We start from the raw sequence: 16,066 nt of genomic DNA on the forward strand, positions 1-16,066 counted from the left end.
TCCACCCGCAGCCCCGCCAACCCGGCCCGTTCCACCCGCAGCCCCCGCAACCCGTCCTACGATGAGGAAAATTAGGCGAATTGGAGGACAGATGGGCATTGACGACGACATTGATCGGTTGGTTTCCGGGCTGGACTACCCCATGCTCATCGTCACCGCCGCTTCGGAACAGGCCGGCCGCGTCTCCCGGTCGGGCTGCCTGGTCGGGTTCGCGACCCAGTGCAGCATCAGCCCGGCACGGTTCCTGGTCTGCATCTCGAAGAACAACCACACCCACCGGGTGGCACGCGAGGCAGCGGTGCTGGCCATCCACCTGCCGGCAGCGGACCAGCGTGGCCTTGCCTCGCTCTTCGGCGAACACACCGGGGACGAAGTGGACAAGTTCGCCGAGTGCGAGTGGACGGACGGGCCCGGTGGTGTCCCGCTCCTGACTGATTGTCCACGCCGCATGGTTGCCAAGGTCCTCGACCGGTTCGACCTGGGCGACCACACCGGTTTCCTCGTCGCGCCGGTTGATGCCACTGTCTCCTCCGATGCGGCGGTGCTCCTGTCCAGCCATGTCGCAGATTTCGACGCCGGGCATTCGGCGTAGGCGCACAGCCTGGCTGCTGCCGAATCCGCAACCCGCCGTGTGGAGAACTCAAAACTGTCAGAGGGCGGCGCTAACTTGGGACCATGAGCACGAAGAACGTAACCGCCGCAGCACGCAAAGCAGTCCGCCATCCGCAGCGCGGCCGCCGCTACACCATCGAAGAACTGATGGAACTGGCGGACGGTGGGGATGCCTGGGCCATCGGCAAGGTGGACGATTGGGAGCAGCATTTCGCTCGTGACGATGCCGGCGACCTCGCCGACATCTGCCCGGACGAAGACTGCGAACACTTCGGTGAAGCCGTTACCGTCCTCTATGCAGAAGACGGCAGCGTCCTCGAAGTCGACCACGGGATCTGGGCCCACTACCCCGCTGTTGCCAAGGCCTCCTGATCATTTTCCCCTGGTCGGCTGCTGCTCCTGGCGCGGAGCGCAACTTCTAGCTTCCGAGCAGAAGCGTGTCCCAGCCGCCGTAGCCGACCGTCACGCGGGAACCGATCCTGTTGCCCGCCACCGGGTAGTGGTGCAGGTTTCCATAGCGGTCACGGGCCAGAATGCCCGGGCGGCCGTCTCCGAGATGGTCGTGAATGGCTGAGAAATGGTGCATGACCTGCCAGCCGGACCTTCCTACCACGCGCCGTGCTTCGGAGATGAACCCGGATGAGCCGTTGCCGCGGTACAGCTTCAGTTGGCCGCTGGAGGTCTTGGCTACGATGTCTGTCCTGCTGTCGGCGTCGAAGTCCAACGCGAGGATTTCCAGCGAGCCCCAGCCGGTCCCGATCTGCTTCCGCGCGCCGTGCTTGGTGCCGGAAGGATTCGGATAGTAGTACAGTCGGCCGTTGGCCGTGTTCTTGGCGATGAGGGCCGGATAGTTGTCCCCCTGTTTCCAGTCCGCCACCAGGATGTCGTAACCGGCCCAGCCGCTGCCGCCGATCACGAAGGCTGCATCGAAGCCGCCGGCGGCCCTGCCGAAGTTGACCGTCAAACGCCCGCTGCTCCACTTGGCCACGATGTCCTGAACGCCGTCGGAGTTCCAGTCGGCCACGTCAACTTCGCTGGCTCCCTGCCAGCCTGCGGAAATGTAGTCGCGGCGCCAGAGGTCCCCGCCCTGCGCGGAGGGGTAAACATAGAGGTTCCCCCACGCGTCGACGGCCGCCATATCACCCTCATGGACATCGCCCGCAGCGGAACTCTGGCCGCCGCTCGGATGCGGCGGAAGGGTGCTTCGCGTCGTCGGGTAGCCGGCAACATTGGCCACAGCGAAATACTGTCCGTACCACCCGGCCTTCGTCGTCTGCATATAGCCGATGCCGATGTCGGTAGCCTTCGGGCTCAGCACTATCGAACGGTGCACAGGCGAACTCATCCACCAGTCGACGATGGCTTTGGGCGTTTTGTTGTAGGCGATGATCTCGGTGCCGTAATCGTAGCCTGCCGGGATCTGCTTCGTGCCGTAACCCTCGCGATGGATGGTCTCCAAGCTGTACGTGCCCTTGTTGATGCGGGTGTTCTGCACCTCGGCCCACTCCTGGGCGACGTTGCCGATGCTCTGGTTCCACACAACGCGCGACAAGCCGTTGTCGGCGCGGTACTTATTGACCAGTCCCAGAATTTCCTTGACGACAGGATCGCTCGATGTCCTGGTGATCGCAGCCGCCGGGCTGAGCCCGACGAAAAGCAGAAGCAACGTGACCGCGAGCGCTGTGAATGGTTTAAGTACTTTCCCCATGGTCAGCAAGTCTAAATGCTAAGCGCCTGATATAGCACGTTTAATTCAGGAAAGTTGGCTTATTGGACGGCGCGCCGCGCATTGACGCATGACAGCCACGAGACCTGGCCGCCGTCATTGGCGTCCTGTTCCACAGCAGCCTCACAGTTTGGCCACAGTAGAGCCTTAAGGCCGGGCCCGACCGTGGATGGTAGGACGAGCAACCTTGTTAGATCCCACCGTCCGCACCATCATGTACCTACAGCTCCGGCCGCCGGTTCCGCTCCGGAATCGTCCGCTGCCGGTTCCATGAAACAACCAACCAGCGTCCAGGACGCAGACTTGGGGGAGTCGAAATGCGACGTGCAGAATCCGTTCCACAGCGTTTCCAAAACCGTCCTCATCACCGCACCCGGCTGCGGACGGTTGCGCTGTGTGCGGCACTGGTCGGCGGCGTTGCCGCATGTTCGGGCGAACCGCGGCCGCCTGTGCGCGTGGAGGCTCCGCCGGAGCCGTCTTTGGTGCAAGAGGCGGTGGAGCCCAGTGCACTGACGCGGCATCTGGAGGCGCTGCAGGCGGCGGCCGACGCGAACGGTGGGAATCGGGCCGCTGCCACCGGGGGCTACGAGGCGTCCGCGGCGTACGTGGAGGAGCAGTTGCGCGCGGCGGGGTACGAGCCGCGCCGGCAGGAGTTTAGCTACGGCCGGCGCAACCCGGTGGACACGTTCAACATCCTGGCCGACACCGGCAGCGGCTCCGGGAGTGTGCTGGTGCTCGGCGCGCACCTGGATTCGGTCGAGGAGGGGCCCGGGCTCAACGACAACGGCAGCGGGGTCGCCGCGGTGCTTGAGGTCGCGCTGCGGCTCGCCGAGGAGGGTGCCGTGCCGCGGGAGCGGATCCGGTTCGCGTTCTGGGGCGGCGAGGAGGACGGATTGCACGGCTCGGAACACTACGTCGAGGAACTCTCCCGCGCGGAGTCCGCCGCGCACGTCGCATACCTGAACGCGGATGTGGTTGGCTCGCCGAACGCGGTGGTGTTCGTATATGACGGCGACGGCTCAGACAGCGAGGAGGCCGGGCCCGAGGGATCGGGCGCCATCGAAAGAGTGTTCCTGGACATCCTGCGCGCCGAGGGGGTCGAGGCGCTGCCGTTCGGGTTCATTGGGGATTCGGACTATGACGCGTTCGTGCAAAGGGGCATCCCGGCCGGGGGCGTGTTCACAGGCGATGCGGGGACCAAGAGCGAGTCCGAGGCGCGCGTGTTCGGCGGGCAGGCCGGGTTGCAGTACGACGAGTGCTTCCACCTGGCCTGCGACACCATCAAAAATGTCGACATGGACGTGTTGGAGCAGATGACCGAAACGCTGATGAGCGCAACGGTTTCGCTCGGCGGCATCGAGGGCGGCCTCGTGAAGGGCGCGGCAACGGAGGAGGGCGCCGGCTGAGGCGCCGCGGACTCAGGCCTTGGCGAGAGCCGGTGCCTCACCGTAGGCGGTGGTGCCTGACCCGAGGTAACGCTCGATGCTGACGGGGCAGTGGCCATGCCCGCTGCCTTGCCCCCGGCGGCGGAAGTTAATGACCTGACCGGTTCTCCCGCACCCGCAGGTACCGGTCTCGACATCGCCCATGTCGTCAGTGAGGAGGAAACCGGGGTAACTGGTATTGAGAGCGTCCAGTACCGCGATCATGCCGGTGCCACCCGGAGCGAGTTCCTTGCCAATCTGGCCTGGGTCCCGGATGGAGATGTAGCACCACGGCGGAACATGCTTGCGATGCAGGTGGCATTCGACAGCGAGCATGTTCGACTCGATCATCCCGTACATGTCGCGCACGTTCCCCGGGCGCACGCCAAGCAGGTCGTGGCACCGCTCCCGAAAGCCTTCGGCGGGGATGGCCTCGGCGGTGTGCCGCTTCCAACCGCCGAGAGTGATGATCATGCTGTACGGGTCCAAGCGCACATTGATCTTCTCCTGCTCGAGGAACCGGAGGAGCCGGCCGATGAGGAACGGCGGACCGACGATGTGCCGGGTCATGTGGCCCTTCCACCGGCGCAGGTGCTCCAGGGCCTCCCTGGCGTCGAACGCCTGGTCGGCAACGAGGTATGCGTGGTGGTCGAAGACGCTGTTCAGGATGTTGAAGTCCTTGAGCAGACCCATCTCCGAGGCTTCGGCGTCCGACGGGTTCAGGAAGAGGCCCGCGCCCCCGGACAAGCTGAAGAACTCCCGGTAGGTCCCGATCAGGCCAACCAGCGCCCACGTCACCGTCTCGCTGTTGCGGCGGGCGACGGACGGGACACCGTGCGTGCCGCTCGAGCGGGTCTCGGTCTCGACGTCGGCCAGGGAGCAGGTAAGCAACACCTGGGCGTCGGGACGCTTAAACATGCCGACCGGCAACAGGGGCAGGTCTTGCAGGTCATTGATGTCGTTGATCGCAGCGGGATCGACTCCCAACGCGTCACACTGGGCACGGTAGAAGCCATTTCTGGCTTGGTGGTAGACCGCGGCGTCCCGCAGGACGTCGGTAACCGACCGTGCCCAGTCGTCCGGGGACTGGTCGTATGCCTTGGACACGTTCCCCAACATCTGCGCTAACGAGAGCATTTGTGTCACTCCTCGGTGGGTGCGAATCGATGAACGCGGTTGGGCCGCCGGGTCAGCCGTACCGACGCAATTCGGAAAAGAAGTCCTCGACCACCCGGAGCTGGCCGCTGCTGGCAAGTTCGTCGTAGACGTACTTGCCCACCGCCAGATCGAGCACGCCCAGGCCAAACGGTGAGAACACCACGGGGCGATCATCCGCCGGCGAGACCCTGCCTTCCATGACATCGGCCAAGGTGCCGTCCACGAACTCCCGGTGGCCGACCATCTGCTCCACGAGGTGGGCCGACGTCCCGGCTTTCAAGCAGTGGTCCACGTCGTCGAGGATATTGGTCGACGCCAACAGGATCTCCGGGGCCAGGTCGCGCAGGGAGACGTGCAGCACCAGCGGATTATGCGCGAACCACGTCGTTTCGTGTACGTGCGGGTGGCCAGCCACCGTGGCGAACACTACGAGGTCGCTGCTTCTGATCAGCTGCTCGGGGCCGTCGTGGACGGTCACCCGGGCCGGGGTGCCGCTGCGTTCGAGATAGCCCTTGAATCCCTGTGCGCTCTCGCCCAAGAGGTCGAACACTCCGATCTCGTCGAAGGACCAGTCAGTCGCGTTCAGGAAGGTGTGGATGTAGCGGGCAATCAGGCCGACACCGAAGAACCCGATGCGTCTGGGACGCCCGCGTCCCCGGCTGAGCCAGTCTGCAGCTGCGGCGGCCGATGCAGCCGTCCTGGAGGCACTGATTATGGAGCTCTCCATGCACGCGAAGGGGTAGCCCGTCGCCCGATCGTTGAGGATCAACACCGCTGAGGCGCGCGGGATCCCCGACGCCACATTGTCCGGGAAGCTGGAGACCCACTTGATGCCGTCAACCTCTACCTGTCCGCCGATCGAGGCGGGCAGAGCAATGATGCGGGAGGTGGGCCGGTCCGGAAAGCGCAGGAAGTAGGACGGGGGGTTCACCGAGTCTCCGGCTGCATGCACCCGGTAGGTCTGCTCGACCAGCTCGACGACTTGCTTCTCCCGCCCCTGGAGCACCTGCTGCACTTGCGCCCCGGAAATGACCGCGAAAGGTGGAACCTTTGGCTCTTCGGCCGCTGCAACTGGGGAAGTGGCGAATTCTGTCATCGTGCACCGTCCTGGGTGTGGGTGTTGAGATCGAATGCGTTGCGCGGTTCGGCCATGCCGACGAGGATCTCCCGGGGTCCCTCGTACGCCTCGCGGCTATGGGCCATGCGGATGTTGTCTACCAGCATGAGGTCCCCCGTCTCCCAGGGGGTTCGAAGAGTGTGCGCCTCGTAGATGTCGTTCAGAAGGGCGACGATGTCCTCGCCGATCGGCTCGCCGTTGCCGAAGCGGGTGTTGAACGGCAGCCCGTCGGGACCATAGACGTCCACCAGGTACTCCCGCACCTCGGGCGCGATCGTCCATTCGCTCAGGAACGCGACCTGGTTGAACCAACAGCGTTGGCCGGTCGCCGGGTGCCGGACCACGGCAGGACGCCGTTGCCGGGTGCGCAGCTCTCCGTCGGGCTGCCACTCGAACTCGATCTCGTGCGCCCGGCAATATCTCTCGACGTCGGCGCGGGCGGAGACCCCGAACGCCTCGTCGTACGAGGCGCCGATGTCCTCGTTGTAGCTGCGGGCGAGCAGCCACCCCTCGTTTTCGAACCGCCGGACGATCTCCGGTGGTATGGCGTCGAGCACGGCGCGGGCGTCCGCCACACCGGTCACCCCGCCGATGCTTGGTGCCTGTAGGCAGGCGAAGAGCATCAGTCCGGGGAACTCAAGCGCGTAGCTGAGCTCGTGGTGCATGCACATGGGCTGGTTCGCGGGCCACGTGAGGGATGAGTACACACCGTCCAAGTAAGGCTGCCTGGTGGCGAAAGCCTCCCGGTCCGGCATGAGGCCGCCTGGAGCCAACTGCTGGAAGGCCTCGGCTACTTCGGCTGGATCACGGAGGCCCAGGCCGCGGACCAGGACGGCGCCATGCTCATCCACTGCCGCACGCAGCGCGTCACGGTTCCGTTCGGCCCACCGCACGGGGTCGTGACCGTCCTCGACGGTGAGCATCGGCGTCTGGCCGGTTTGGCGTTCCACGTCGAACTGGGTCCTGGGTGAAGGAGACGACATCAGAGGTCCTTTCGTTTCACGGGTAGCGGGTGGGAGTGGCCAACCGGTCCTCCCACCGGGGCCATGGAGTCAGGCTCCGCGGCGGCTCTCGCCGGCCGCAGGGCGGGCGGAACGGCGGCGTCCGCCAGGGACGAGGCCTCGAGCAGGGTCGCCAGGTCCGCAAGGACGGGCGTCTGCATGATGTCCTTGATCGACACCGCGCGCTTGAGCACGACGGCGAGCTTCACCGCGGACAGCGAGGTCCCGCCCAGGGCAAAGAACGAGTCCTGCCCGCCGATCCGGTCCGCCGGCAGGCCGAGCACCGTCGCCCATGCCTCGGCGAGCCGCTGCTCGGTGGCCGAGAGTGCTTCCGTGCCCGTGGCGGCCTCGGGAACGACCTCGCGCGCCATGCGGGTCAGCGCCTTCCGGTCGATCTTCCCGTTGCCGGTCAGGGGCAGGCTCTCCTGCCACCTGTACGCCGATGGAACCATGTAGGCCGGCACCCGCGCGGCGATCTCGCTGCGGATTTCGTCGACCTCGAGCTGCCGGTTGCCGGAGTAGAACGCCACCAGGAACTTGGACTGCCCGGCACCCTCGCCGACGACGACGGCGCCGTCGCGGACGCCGGGAACCCGCAACAGCGCGTTCTCGATGTCGCCGATCTCGATGCGGAACCCGGAGATCTTGACCTGGTTGTCCCGCCGGCCCAGGTACTCCAGCTTGCCGTCCGGGGACCAGCGTCCGTAGTCGCCAGCGCGGTAGAGCCGCGCGCCGTCCACGTAGGGGTCGGCGGAGTACGCCTGCGCCGTCCGCTCCGGATCGTTGATGTAGCCGCGGCCCACGCACACACCGGAGAAGGCGATCTCCCCCGGCGCCCCGAGCGGCACGAGCCGCTGACGCTCGTCGAGGATGTGGATCCGGACGTTCGGGATCGGCGGGCCCAGCGGCACGGAGCCGCCCGCGGGCGCTGCATCCATCACCTCGTGGTTCGTGTCGTCCGAGGTCTCCGTCAGTCCGTAAGCGTTGACCAGTTTGACGTCCGGCATCACGTCGAACCAGCGGCGCACCAGCTCACGTTTCAGGGCCTCCCCGGTCGCCGAGACGCAGCGGAGGTGCGGCAGTGCGCGCGGTTTGCCATCCAGGTATGCCACCACCGCATCCAGGTACGACGGGACAACCTGGAAGACCGCAACGCACCCCCCTGCCACCGTGTCGACGAACCGTTCGACGTCGAGGATCCGGTCCTGCCCGACGATGAGCGTGCGGCCGCCGACGAGCAGGGCCGATACCAGCTGCCACAACGAGATGTCGAAGCACTGGGGCGCGCTCTGGGCGACGACGTCGCCGGGGCCGATCCCCAAGTCCTCGATCTTGGCGTACAGGTGGTTCACCATCCCCTCGTGTTCGCACATCGCGCCTTTCGGCTCGCCCGTGGACCCGGAGGTGAAGTAGACGTAGGCGAGCTGATCGGGGCGAATCTCCATGCCGAGGTCGTCGGCGGAGTGCCCGCTGGCCTCCACGTCCTCGAAGAGGAGCTTTACGACGGCGGGCATTCCGTCGAGTGCCTCGTCGAGCGTGGCGGTGCTGCCTTCCTCGGTCAGCACCATCCGGCATCCGGCCCGGCTGAGCGTTCTGGCAATCCTGTCGGAGGGGAAGTGCGGTTCGATCGGCAGGTACGCGCCTCCGGCCTTGAGGATGCCAATGACGGCGGCCATCCATTCCAGGTCCCGCTCAGCGACGACGGCCACGATGTCCTCCGCCTGCAGCCCCCGGGCGAGCAGGGCGCGGGCAAGCCGGTTGGCGCGGGCGTTCAGCTCCGCGTACGTCCACTCCCGCGAGTCCTGGACGGCGGCGATGCGTTCGGGATGCTGGCGGACCTGTTCCTCGAACAGCTCGTGGAAGCGGTGTTGGGGCCGGGGCCGTTCGGGCCCGGCGAGCTGCTCGAGTTGGAAGTGCCGTTCGTCCTCGCCGATCAGGTCGGCGTCGAAGGGATCCGCCTCCGGGTTCGCCACCAGGTGGCGCAGCGCGGCGAGGTGGTAGCCGGCGATGCGACGGGCGGCGCCGGCGTCCAGGACGTCCCCGCGGTGCCTCACGCGCAGCACCTCGCCGGTAGCCTCATTCCAGACGGACACACCGAGCACGATTCCCTCCGGCAGCTCGGGATCGTCGTTTCGGAGGGCGCCGAACACCACCTCGTAGCCCGGGGCAGCCGCCTCGCGACTAGCCTGCCCAGACCCAGCGTGCTCCACGCGGGCCTCGACTTGGCGGGCGCTCGCGTCGGCGATGAGGGCGCGCCAGGACGAGTGGCCGAGTTCGAAGCTGCACCGCCAGGTCCCCGCCGTGTCCTGACAGCCGGTGCTGACCTCGTTTTCTCCGGACAGGGCCTGCAGCACCCGTGCGTGGGCCGCCAGCCAGATCGAGCCGGGGGCCACCGACAGGGTCCGGGCCAGAGCCCGAACGGTCGTGCGCAGGTCCTCGGGAACCGGCAGCTCGATCCGCTCCTGACCGGTTGCGCGGTCCCGGGTCCATCTTGGGATCGTCGTCGGTGCGGCAGATGGCCGGGATGTCCGGCCGACGACCGAATCGAACGGTCCGCTGGCGGTACGGCAGGTGAGCGCGGGGCTGGAGGTCATGACAGAGGCCTTTCCAGGACGGCGGATGCTGGGGTGGCGGCACGAGCTTCGTCTGCCGGGTTGCCGCCCCAGAGGGATCCGGCAGGGAGAGTGGTTCCCTTCATCACGAAGGAGTCGGCGGCGACGACGGCACCGTCTTCGACGGTCACGCCGTAGTGGACGAGGCAGGCGACGCCGAGCGTGACGTCGTCCCCAAGGACGCTGTGGTCGGACTTGAACATCCCGTCCTCCTGGGAGTGACACTGCATCGCGGAGCCGGCATTGAGTGTGCAGCGGGAGCCGATCGTCACCAGGCCCCGCTCGGGGAACGCGCAGCCATCATCGAAGACCCGGGACCCGATCCGCACGCCCAGCAGCCGCCAGACCAGCGGCTTAAAGGGCGTCCCGTCAAGGATGTTAATGCGACGGCTCTGGATCTGCAGCTTCCAGTACCGCTCGTGCCACCAGAAGTAGGGGTTGTAGATCGAGCACAGCTGGGGTTGCAGTCCCCGGGACCGCGTCACGATGTGCTCAATGCCGATCCCCGCCAGCAAACCGACCAGGAGCATCACGACGAATGACGCGCTCAGGGCAAGAAAACCAAACTGGTCGGACAGCTCGAGGGCAACGAACAGGACCACCATCGCCAGGGACGCGTTGAACCACCGCAGAAGCATCAGGAGCGCCATAGTGCGCAGGTTGTGCCTGTTTTTGGCCGACAGATCCCGGCGGAAGTCTGCGGGGGTGGCGTGCTCCTGCGGAAGGGAATCCCGCAGGACCGAACGGGGAATCTCGAACGGCGGCGACCCGAGCAGGCCCACGTCATGGCGCACCGGTCCCTCGATAGGGACCGCCACCATGGTCGCGAGCAGGCAGTTGTCCCCGGTCTTGGCCCCTGCCGGGTAGAGAACGCCGTTGCCCAGGAAGTTGTTCGCGCCGATCGCGGCCCTACCGAGCTTGAACGACGTCGCTGAGTGGTCGGTGTTCAGGAAAGATACGGCGTCGGCGATCATCGTGCCGGTGCCAATCGCCGAAAGGAACGGGTTGTCATGCTTGAACACCGTGCCCATGTTGGAGCCGGTCTGCTGGACGTTGCCCAGATCGTACCCGATAGCCCGCACGTAGTTCACGATGTACGAACTGTCGCCGAACAAGCCTCCAAGCATGGAATTGTTGGTCAACCTAGCCACCGCCCTCGCCGCCGCGTCCCGCAGTCCGAACAGCGGGTATACGGTGTCCGGCTTCAGAACGAGGTTGAGCACCCGCGGCACGGTACTAACGAGCACCAATGCCATCACCGTTCCGCCGAAGACGGCCAGGCCGGCGAGAACAATGGCATCAGTGTAAAAGGTCCACTCGGTGAAGGCGTGCGGCTGCGACTCCAGCAACGCCGCCACGCTCGGAACCGCCAGGACGGCCAGCGTGATGACCATGCTCACCATAGTGCGGCCGAGCCCGAGCGTGCTCAGGAACTGGAACACCGCAAACCGTCCGCGGCGCCAGGGCCGGTAGGGAGTGGGCTCGACCCTAGCGAAGTTGACGTCAGTCCGCCGGCCCGGTGTACCCTGCCAGCGCTCGCCCTTAGGGACGGTTTGGCCCATATAGAGCGTGGACCGGTGCCCGAGCTGGGAACCGTCCCCCATCGTCGTGTTGATGTCCAGGACGGTGCCCTCGCTGACGGTCACATCGCGGCCCAGCGTCACCGCACCAATCTGGATGACGCCGCCGTGGGCGCGGTAGCCATTGACGATCACGTCCTTACGGATTACGGTCCCCTCCCCGATCGTGAGCAGGTCAGTGCAGACCGGCAGATGATTGGTCAGAATCGTCACGTTCCGGCCCACCTTGGCACCCATGGCCCGCAGGTAGAAGGTTGTCAGCGGGGAACCGGTCATCAACAGGAGGGGTGAGGTCCGCATCAGGGTCTTGACCAGCCAGAACCGGAAATAGGACAGGCTCCAGATACGGATTTCCTGGGGCCGGAAGCGCCCGATGATAATCCACTTCGCTGCCACCGGCAGGATGCTCAGCAGCACGAACGCTGCCCCGGCGTACGCAATCGACCGCAGGTAGATCTCCAACAAACTAGTCCCATGGCCCAACCAATGGTGGTTGCCAGGGCCAGCATCCGGGAATACCCACCCGTACCACACGACCGCGAGCCAACCAGCGAGGAGACAATAGCCGAGGTAGACGAGCATCTGCAGGACGCCGCAAGTGACGTACTCCCATGTCCGTGCGTCCATGGGTGCCGGCCTCTCCGGCACTGAAGCCGCGATCGGCGAGGGCTCCGGCAGCCGGGCTTGCTTCGAGGCGCCGTGAAGGGACGCCGTCAGGGCAGAAATATTCGGGTTGCCATAGATGTCCTTCATCGAGACGGCTGGCAGGTCCGGCTGCTTGCGCACCCGGGCGCAAAACTTCGCCATCACCAGCGAGTCCGCACCCAGGTCTTCGAAGAAGTTGGCGTCCACCGCCACGTGCTCGACGCCCAGCACTCCGGCCAGCACCTCCGCCAACCGGCCCTGCACCTGTACAGTCGCCGACGCCTCTTCCGCCGGTGCCAGGGTCGCGGCCAGCGCCGCGATCGTTGGACTCTGGTAGATGTCCTTGATCGACACTGCCGGCAGGTCCGGCTGCTTGCGCACCCGGGCGCAGAACTGCGCCATCACCAGCGAGTCCGCGCCCAGGTCATCGAAGAAGCTGGCGTCCACCGCCACGTGCTCCACGCCCAGCACGCTGGCCAGCACCTCCGTAAACCGGTCCTGCAGCTGCGCCGTCGGCGAAGCTTCTTCCACCGGTGCCAAGGCCGCGGCCAGCGCCGCGATCGACGGGTTCTGGTAGATGTCCTTGATCGACACTGCCGGCAGGTCGGGCTGCTTGCGCACCCGGGCGCAGAACTGCGCCATCACCAGCGAGTCGGCGCCCAGTTCCAAGAAGAAGTTGGCGTCCACGGGGACATCGTCCTTCTTGACCACCGATGCGAGAAGATCCGCGAGTCGGCGCTCCAGGGCAGCACCCGTACCCGTGGCCGACGTGGCCCGAGAGCTGCTCCCGGCCGGAGCCGCGGGGGTCGGAGGATTCGTCGGAGTTGTGGGACGCTGAGTCCCTTGCAGGTCGTTGACGGGCATTTTCACTGCGAGAAACTCCTGAGTGAGGCGGTAGCGACGGAATCGGTCACAGGTGTGGGCGCCTTGTGCCGTGGCCCCGGCACCGGGTCAGGCCAACGCTCCGGAGCCACGGTCAGGTGGGCGGTGGCGAGCGCTTCGGCCCCGAAGTGGTCGAGCACCCAGTCGGGGTTGTAGACGGTGTCCAGGTAGGGGCGCCCGAGGTCCGGCGAGATGGCCACCGCGCAGGCGTCCTGGACGTGGTGGTCGGCGAGCCAGGACATGGCGCCGTGGACCACGGTCCCGGTGGAGCCGCCGAGCATGAACCCGCCCGCCGCCAGGCGGTGGCAGGCGCGCACCGTATCCAGTTCCTCGACCATCACCACGTCATCGATCAACGACTCATCGAGCTGCGGCGGCCGCACGCCCATACCGAGCCCCGGGATCAGCCGGGTGGCCGGAGGGCCGCCGAAGGAGACCGATCCTACGGCGTCGACCGCGACGATCCGGACATCGGGTCGATGCTCACGGAAGTACCGTGCGCACCCCATCAGGGTTCCCGTTGTTCCGGCACCCACGAACAACACGTCCAGTTCGGTGAATTGATTGGAGATCTCGGGGGCAGTCCAGCGGTAGTGCGCTCCCCAGTTGCCGGGATTCGTGTACTGGTTAAGCCAGATGTACCGCTCGTCGGACGCGCACAGCTCCCGGACGTGGTTGAGCCGGGCGCCGAGAAAGCCGTCGACGGGATCCGGTTCAGTAACCAGGTCCACTTGTGCCCCCAGAGACTCCATGAGTTGCCGGGTCGCGGGGTTGCAGCGCGGATCGATCACGCACACGAAGCGGTATCCCTTGCTGGCGGCGATCATGCTGAGCGCAACGCCGAGGTTCCCCGAGGAGGATTCCACGAGGATGGAGCCAGGACCTATCAACCCCTCCCGCTCGGCGCTCTCGACCATCTCACGTGCGGGCTTGAGCTTGATTGAGCCGGCGAAGTTGAACCCCTCGATCTTTAGATAGAGGCGGCGGCCTAGCACCGCTTCCAGGTCGACGAACAGGCTCTGCTCGTTGAACAGGTGCGGATCCTTGATAATCGCCATGGTTTCCCTCGTTCTCCTGCCATAAGCTTGGTCAGGGTCGCTAGGGAATGGCTGGTCGGACCAGTGAGCATCGCTTTCTCCCCAAGAACCCCATGAAGCTGCAAGTTACAATGCCTTTACAGTGGACCCCCGCCCCCGTTATCGCGCCGTTATCGATACGTTAGGCCGAAACCGATCCAAGCCTCCCGCTGGGCAAACTGGGCAATGGTTGACTTTGACGCTTCGGCTGACATGGGAATGAGTTCCTCGAGGGCCAAGGTCTGGGGATACCGTATTCGTCCTCGCGGGGAAACCAGCGGCAACTGGAACCAGATGAGATGTCCGGTTCGTTGGCTGCTCCTGGCACTTGCGCAACAGTCACAGACCGGTCACAGTCACGCTGCGACAGCAACGGCCATGACTCAAACTCACCACGCTCAATGGCAGTGATTGGTGGCGCGGTTTGACCAGGACAGGCTCCGAAACGAGCAGGGTTTGACCGCGTTGGATTGGGTGGCGTCATGTTCTAGCAATGATCGGGGAATCAGCTCTTCTTTCCATCAGCCTCTTCGGTCTGGCCATGGGTTGCCAGATGTTCCTGGTGTCCGGCATGCGCGAATCCTTCATCGACGGCGGCGACGCCCGCCGTGCGGTCCATGAACCCTCCAGCCGGGGTGGGCGAGTGGTCAGTGCCGCCGTCGTCATCATGATTGCTGTCTTCAACGGGTTCGTCATCTCCGAAGTGCGGGATATTCGAGCCATCGGCTTGGCCCGCGCGTTCGATGTGTTCGACGATGCCTTCGTGGTCCGCATGACGCTGGTGCCCGCTCTGATGCAACTCATCGGCTAACACCTAGTGTGTCCGGATTGTCTATTGCGGGTCTTAGCCCAAGTCGACGTCGAAGGCAAAAATGGACCAGGCACCATGCCGATAGGGCCGCACAGGCAGTCTAAAGACAACACGGGCTGGTGGAGGACTCGTATTTGCCGCTGAGGCCAGGCCGCCGCGGACGCCCGGCTCAGTCGTGGCACCACCAGGCGCCCCGGCCCGTTTCCGTATGTGCGGAGGAGCCAACTAGGATTCAGCCGGCCGCGCGGCGGAATGACGGCCGGCGCCGCGGTCGTATGTGGGTGTTTCCGAGGTGGAGGGCGCCCGAATCGGTTCTCCGCCGTTTGTATGGGATCGCTTAGCAGAAGCTGAAGCTGATACCGGTGATCCATTGCCATCAGCTTGGAAGATCAAGTTGTGTCCTGCCTCGCGGCGGACCGATACGGAGGCGGACTGGTCCGGAGAGGGGCCGGGACGGCTGCCGGCGAGGACCAGGGTGCGGAGCCAGCCGGTGGCGGCGGCGACGATTGCTTCCAGGGGACCTTTGCCGACGGCGTTGCGCCAGAGGACGGCGGTGAGGAGGAAGACGATGACTTGGATGGTGATGGCCATGATCGGACGTGCCGGATCCAGGATCTCGGTGGCCAGGATGATCACGTGGGCGGAGTAGAGGGTCAGCGTCATCGAGCCCGCCGCGGCCAGGGGAACGGTGGTCCGGCCCAGGTACGGGACGAGAAGCAGGATGGCGCCGAGGATGGCCAGCGAGGTTCCAAGGCTGCTGAGGATGGCGAGAGGTGTGGACGTGTGCGGGGTGAGGATGGCCAGCCACCAGCCGGTGGTGGCCGGAAGGTCGTCCGAGCCCGGGGCTCCGCCGAGAACCAGGAACTGGTTGATCTGCTCCTCGTTCAGCAGCGGTGTGGCGGCGACGAGCCGCTCATAGCCTCCGCCCGGGCCCAGCAAGAGTGCCGACAGGCCCCACGCGGCGGCGGTCAGCGCGGTGCCCGCGGCGAGGAGGACGGCCCCGACCTTCCTGGACGTGAGGTCCAGGCGGCCGACCGCGAGCCCCACGCAAATATAAGCCAGCCAGGGCAGGGCCGGATAGACCCCGGTGAGCAGCATGTCGGTGAGGAAGGTTCCCGGGTTGGCGGCGGCGAGGCCGAAGGTGTATTCGCCATCGATGCGTGGCTTGTCCGGCCACCAGGCACGGACCAGTTGCATGGCCACCGGGCCGAGCACCGCGAAGACGACGGCCAGGGCGAGTAGGGTCCGCCTGCCCAGGCCCAGCAGCGGGACGGCCAGCAGGAAGAGGATCCCATAGTAGGACAGGATGACATCCAGCGGGGTTTCCGTGTAGCCCAGCAACAAGCCCATCCCCATGATCATCAGGCCGCGCAGGGCCAGAGCGGCCCGGCTCGCGGTCATCGCCCGGCCGGACGGCGGCCG

At 65.9% G+C, this 16,066-nt stretch carries 12 protein-coding genes; 4 read left to right on the plus strand and 8 right to left on the minus strand.

Annotated features, from left to right (window positions below; all coding sequences use genetic code 11):
• Positions 1-91 precede the first annotated feature (91 nt).
• Both D477_RS07930 and D477_RS07935 read left to right on the plus strand, forming a co-directional pair.
• On the plus strand, positions 92-592 hold the full coding sequence (locus D477_RS07930) for a flavin reductase family protein (protein WP_005268500.1): 501 nt from the start codon (positions 92-94) through the stop codon (positions 590-592).
• An 83-nt stretch (positions 593-675) separates the two neighbouring features.
• Positions 676-984, plus strand: a complete 309-nt coding sequence (locus D477_RS07935; protein WP_005268501.1) for a hypothetical protein — start codon at positions 676-678, stop codon at positions 982-984.
• 46 nt (positions 985-1,030) lie between these two features.
• On the opposite strand, the gene D477_RS21115 is transcribed toward D477_RS07935, so the two are convergent.
• On the minus strand, positions 1,031-2,320 hold the full coding sequence (locus tag D477_RS21115; protein ID WP_150110046.1) for a CAP domain-containing protein: 1,290 nt from the start codon (positions 2,318-2,320) through the stop codon (positions 1,031-1,033).
• Positions 2,321-2,655: 335 nt separating this feature from the next.
• Here D477_RS21115 and D477_RS07945 point away from each other — a divergent pair, with 335 nt between their 5' ends.
• Positions 2,656-3,744 carry a M20/M25/M40 family metallo-hydrolase gene (locus D477_RS07945; protein ID WP_081608511.1) on the plus strand — a complete coding sequence of 363 codons (1,089 nt, stop codon included), beginning with the start codon at positions 2,656-2,658 and terminating at the stop codon, positions 3,742-3,744.
• 12 nt (positions 3,745-3,756) lie between these two features.
• Here the strand turns inward: D477_RS07945 and D477_RS07950 are convergent, their stop codons facing one another.
• From D477_RS07950 to sbnA, 6 genes are read right to left on the minus strand one after another with little or no spacing between them, the layout of a single operon-like run.
• A complete protein-coding gene (locus D477_RS07950; protein WP_005268504.1) occupies positions 3,757-4,899 on the minus strand; it encodes a LuxE/PaaK family acyltransferase in 1,143 nt (380 codons plus the stop codon).
• 52 nt (positions 4,900-4,951) lie between these two features.
• Entirely contained in the window at positions 4,952-6,016 is a 1,065-nt protein-coding gene (gene sbnB / locus D477_RS07955; RefSeq protein ID WP_005268505.1) for a 2,3-diaminopropionate biosynthesis protein SbnB, read from the minus strand.
• Positions 6,013-7,020, minus strand: a complete 1,008-nt coding sequence (locus tag D477_RS07960) for a TauD/TfdA family dioxygenase (RefSeq protein WP_005268506.1) — start codon at positions 7,018-7,020, stop codon at positions 6,013-6,015. Before D477_RS07960 ends, sbnB begins: the two co-directional genes overlap by 4 nt.
• Positions 7,020-9,632, minus strand: a complete 2,613-nt coding sequence (locus D477_RS07965) for a non-ribosomal peptide synthetase (protein ID WP_005268507.1) — start codon at positions 9,630-9,632, stop codon at positions 7,020-7,022. Before D477_RS07965 ends, D477_RS07960 begins: the two co-directional genes overlap by 1 nt.
• Entirely contained in the window at positions 9,629-12,739 is a 3,111-nt protein-coding gene (locus D477_RS07970; protein ID WP_081608512.1) for a Pls/PosA family non-ribosomal peptide synthetase, read from the minus strand. Before D477_RS07970 ends, D477_RS07965 begins: the two co-directional genes overlap by 4 nt.
• 2 nt (positions 12,740-12,741) lie before the next feature.
• Positions 12,742-13,815: a 2,3-diaminopropionate biosynthesis protein SbnA gene (sbnA, locus tag D477_RS07975; protein WP_005268509.1), complete on the minus strand. Its 1,074-nt coding sequence runs from the start codon at positions 13,813-13,815 to the stop codon at positions 12,742-12,744.
• A 511-nt stretch (positions 13,816-14,326) separates the two neighbouring features.
• On the opposite strand from sbnA, the gene D477_RS07980 reads away from it, so the two are divergent.
• Positions 14,327-14,644, plus strand: coding sequence for an MMPL family transporter (locus D477_RS07980; protein ID WP_005268510.1), 318 nt, complete (start codon positions 14,327-14,329; stop codon positions 14,642-14,644).
• Between the two features lie 225 nt (positions 14,645-14,869).
• Here the strand turns inward: D477_RS07980 and D477_RS07985 are convergent.
• Positions 14,870-16,066: heparan-alpha-glucosaminide N-acetyltransferase domain-containing protein (locus D477_RS07985; RefSeq protein WP_005268511.1), on the minus strand; the 1,197-nt coding region annotated here is incomplete at its 5' end.

This window comes from Arthrobacter crystallopoietes BAB-32 (assembly GCF_000328305.2).
GTDB classification, from domain to species: domain Bacteria; phylum Actinomycetota; class Actinomycetes; order Actinomycetales; family Micrococcaceae; genus Crystallibacter; species Crystallibacter crystallopoietes_A.

Coding starts and splice junctions, on each gene's coding strand:
- sbnA (WP_005268509.1), bottom strand. CDS start 13,815: ATGGCGATTATCAAGGATCCGCACCTGTTCAACGAGCAGAGCCTGTTC.
- D477_RS07930 (WP_005268500.1), top strand. CDS start 92: ATGGGCATTGACGACGACATTGATCGGTTGGTTTCCGGGCTGGACTAC.
- D477_RS07980 (WP_005268510.1), top strand. CDS start 14,327: ATGATCGGGGAATCAGCTCTTCTTTCCATCAGCCTCTTCGGTCTGGCC.
- sbnB (WP_005268505.1), bottom strand. CDS start 6,016: ATGACAGAATTCGCCACTTCCCCAGTTGCAGCGGCCGAAGAGCCAAAG.
- D477_RS21115 (WP_150110046.1), bottom strand. CDS start 2,320: ATGGGGAAAGTACTTAAACCATTCACAGCGCTCGCGGTCACGTTGCTT.
- D477_RS07950 (WP_005268504.1), bottom strand. CDS start 4,899: ATGCTCTCGTTAGCGCAGATGTTGGGGAACGTGTCCAAGGCATACGAC.
- D477_RS07970 (WP_081608512.1), bottom strand. CDS start 12,739: ATGCCCGTCAACGACCTGCAAGGGACTCAGCGTCCCACAACTCCGACG.
- D477_RS07935 (WP_005268501.1), top strand. CDS start 676: ATGAGCACGAAGAACGTAACCGCCGCAGCACGCAAAGCAGTCCGCCAT.
- D477_RS07945 (WP_081608511.1), top strand. CDS start 2,656: ATGCGACGTGCAGAATCCGTTCCACAGCGTTTCCAAAACCGTCCTCAT.
- D477_RS07965 (WP_005268507.1), bottom strand. CDS start 9,632: ATGACCTCCAGCCCCGCGCTCACCTGCCGTACCGCCAGCGGACCGTTC.
- D477_RS07960 (WP_005268506.1), bottom strand. CDS start 7,020: ATGTCGTCTCCTTCACCCAGGACCCAGTTCGACGTGGAACGCCAAACC.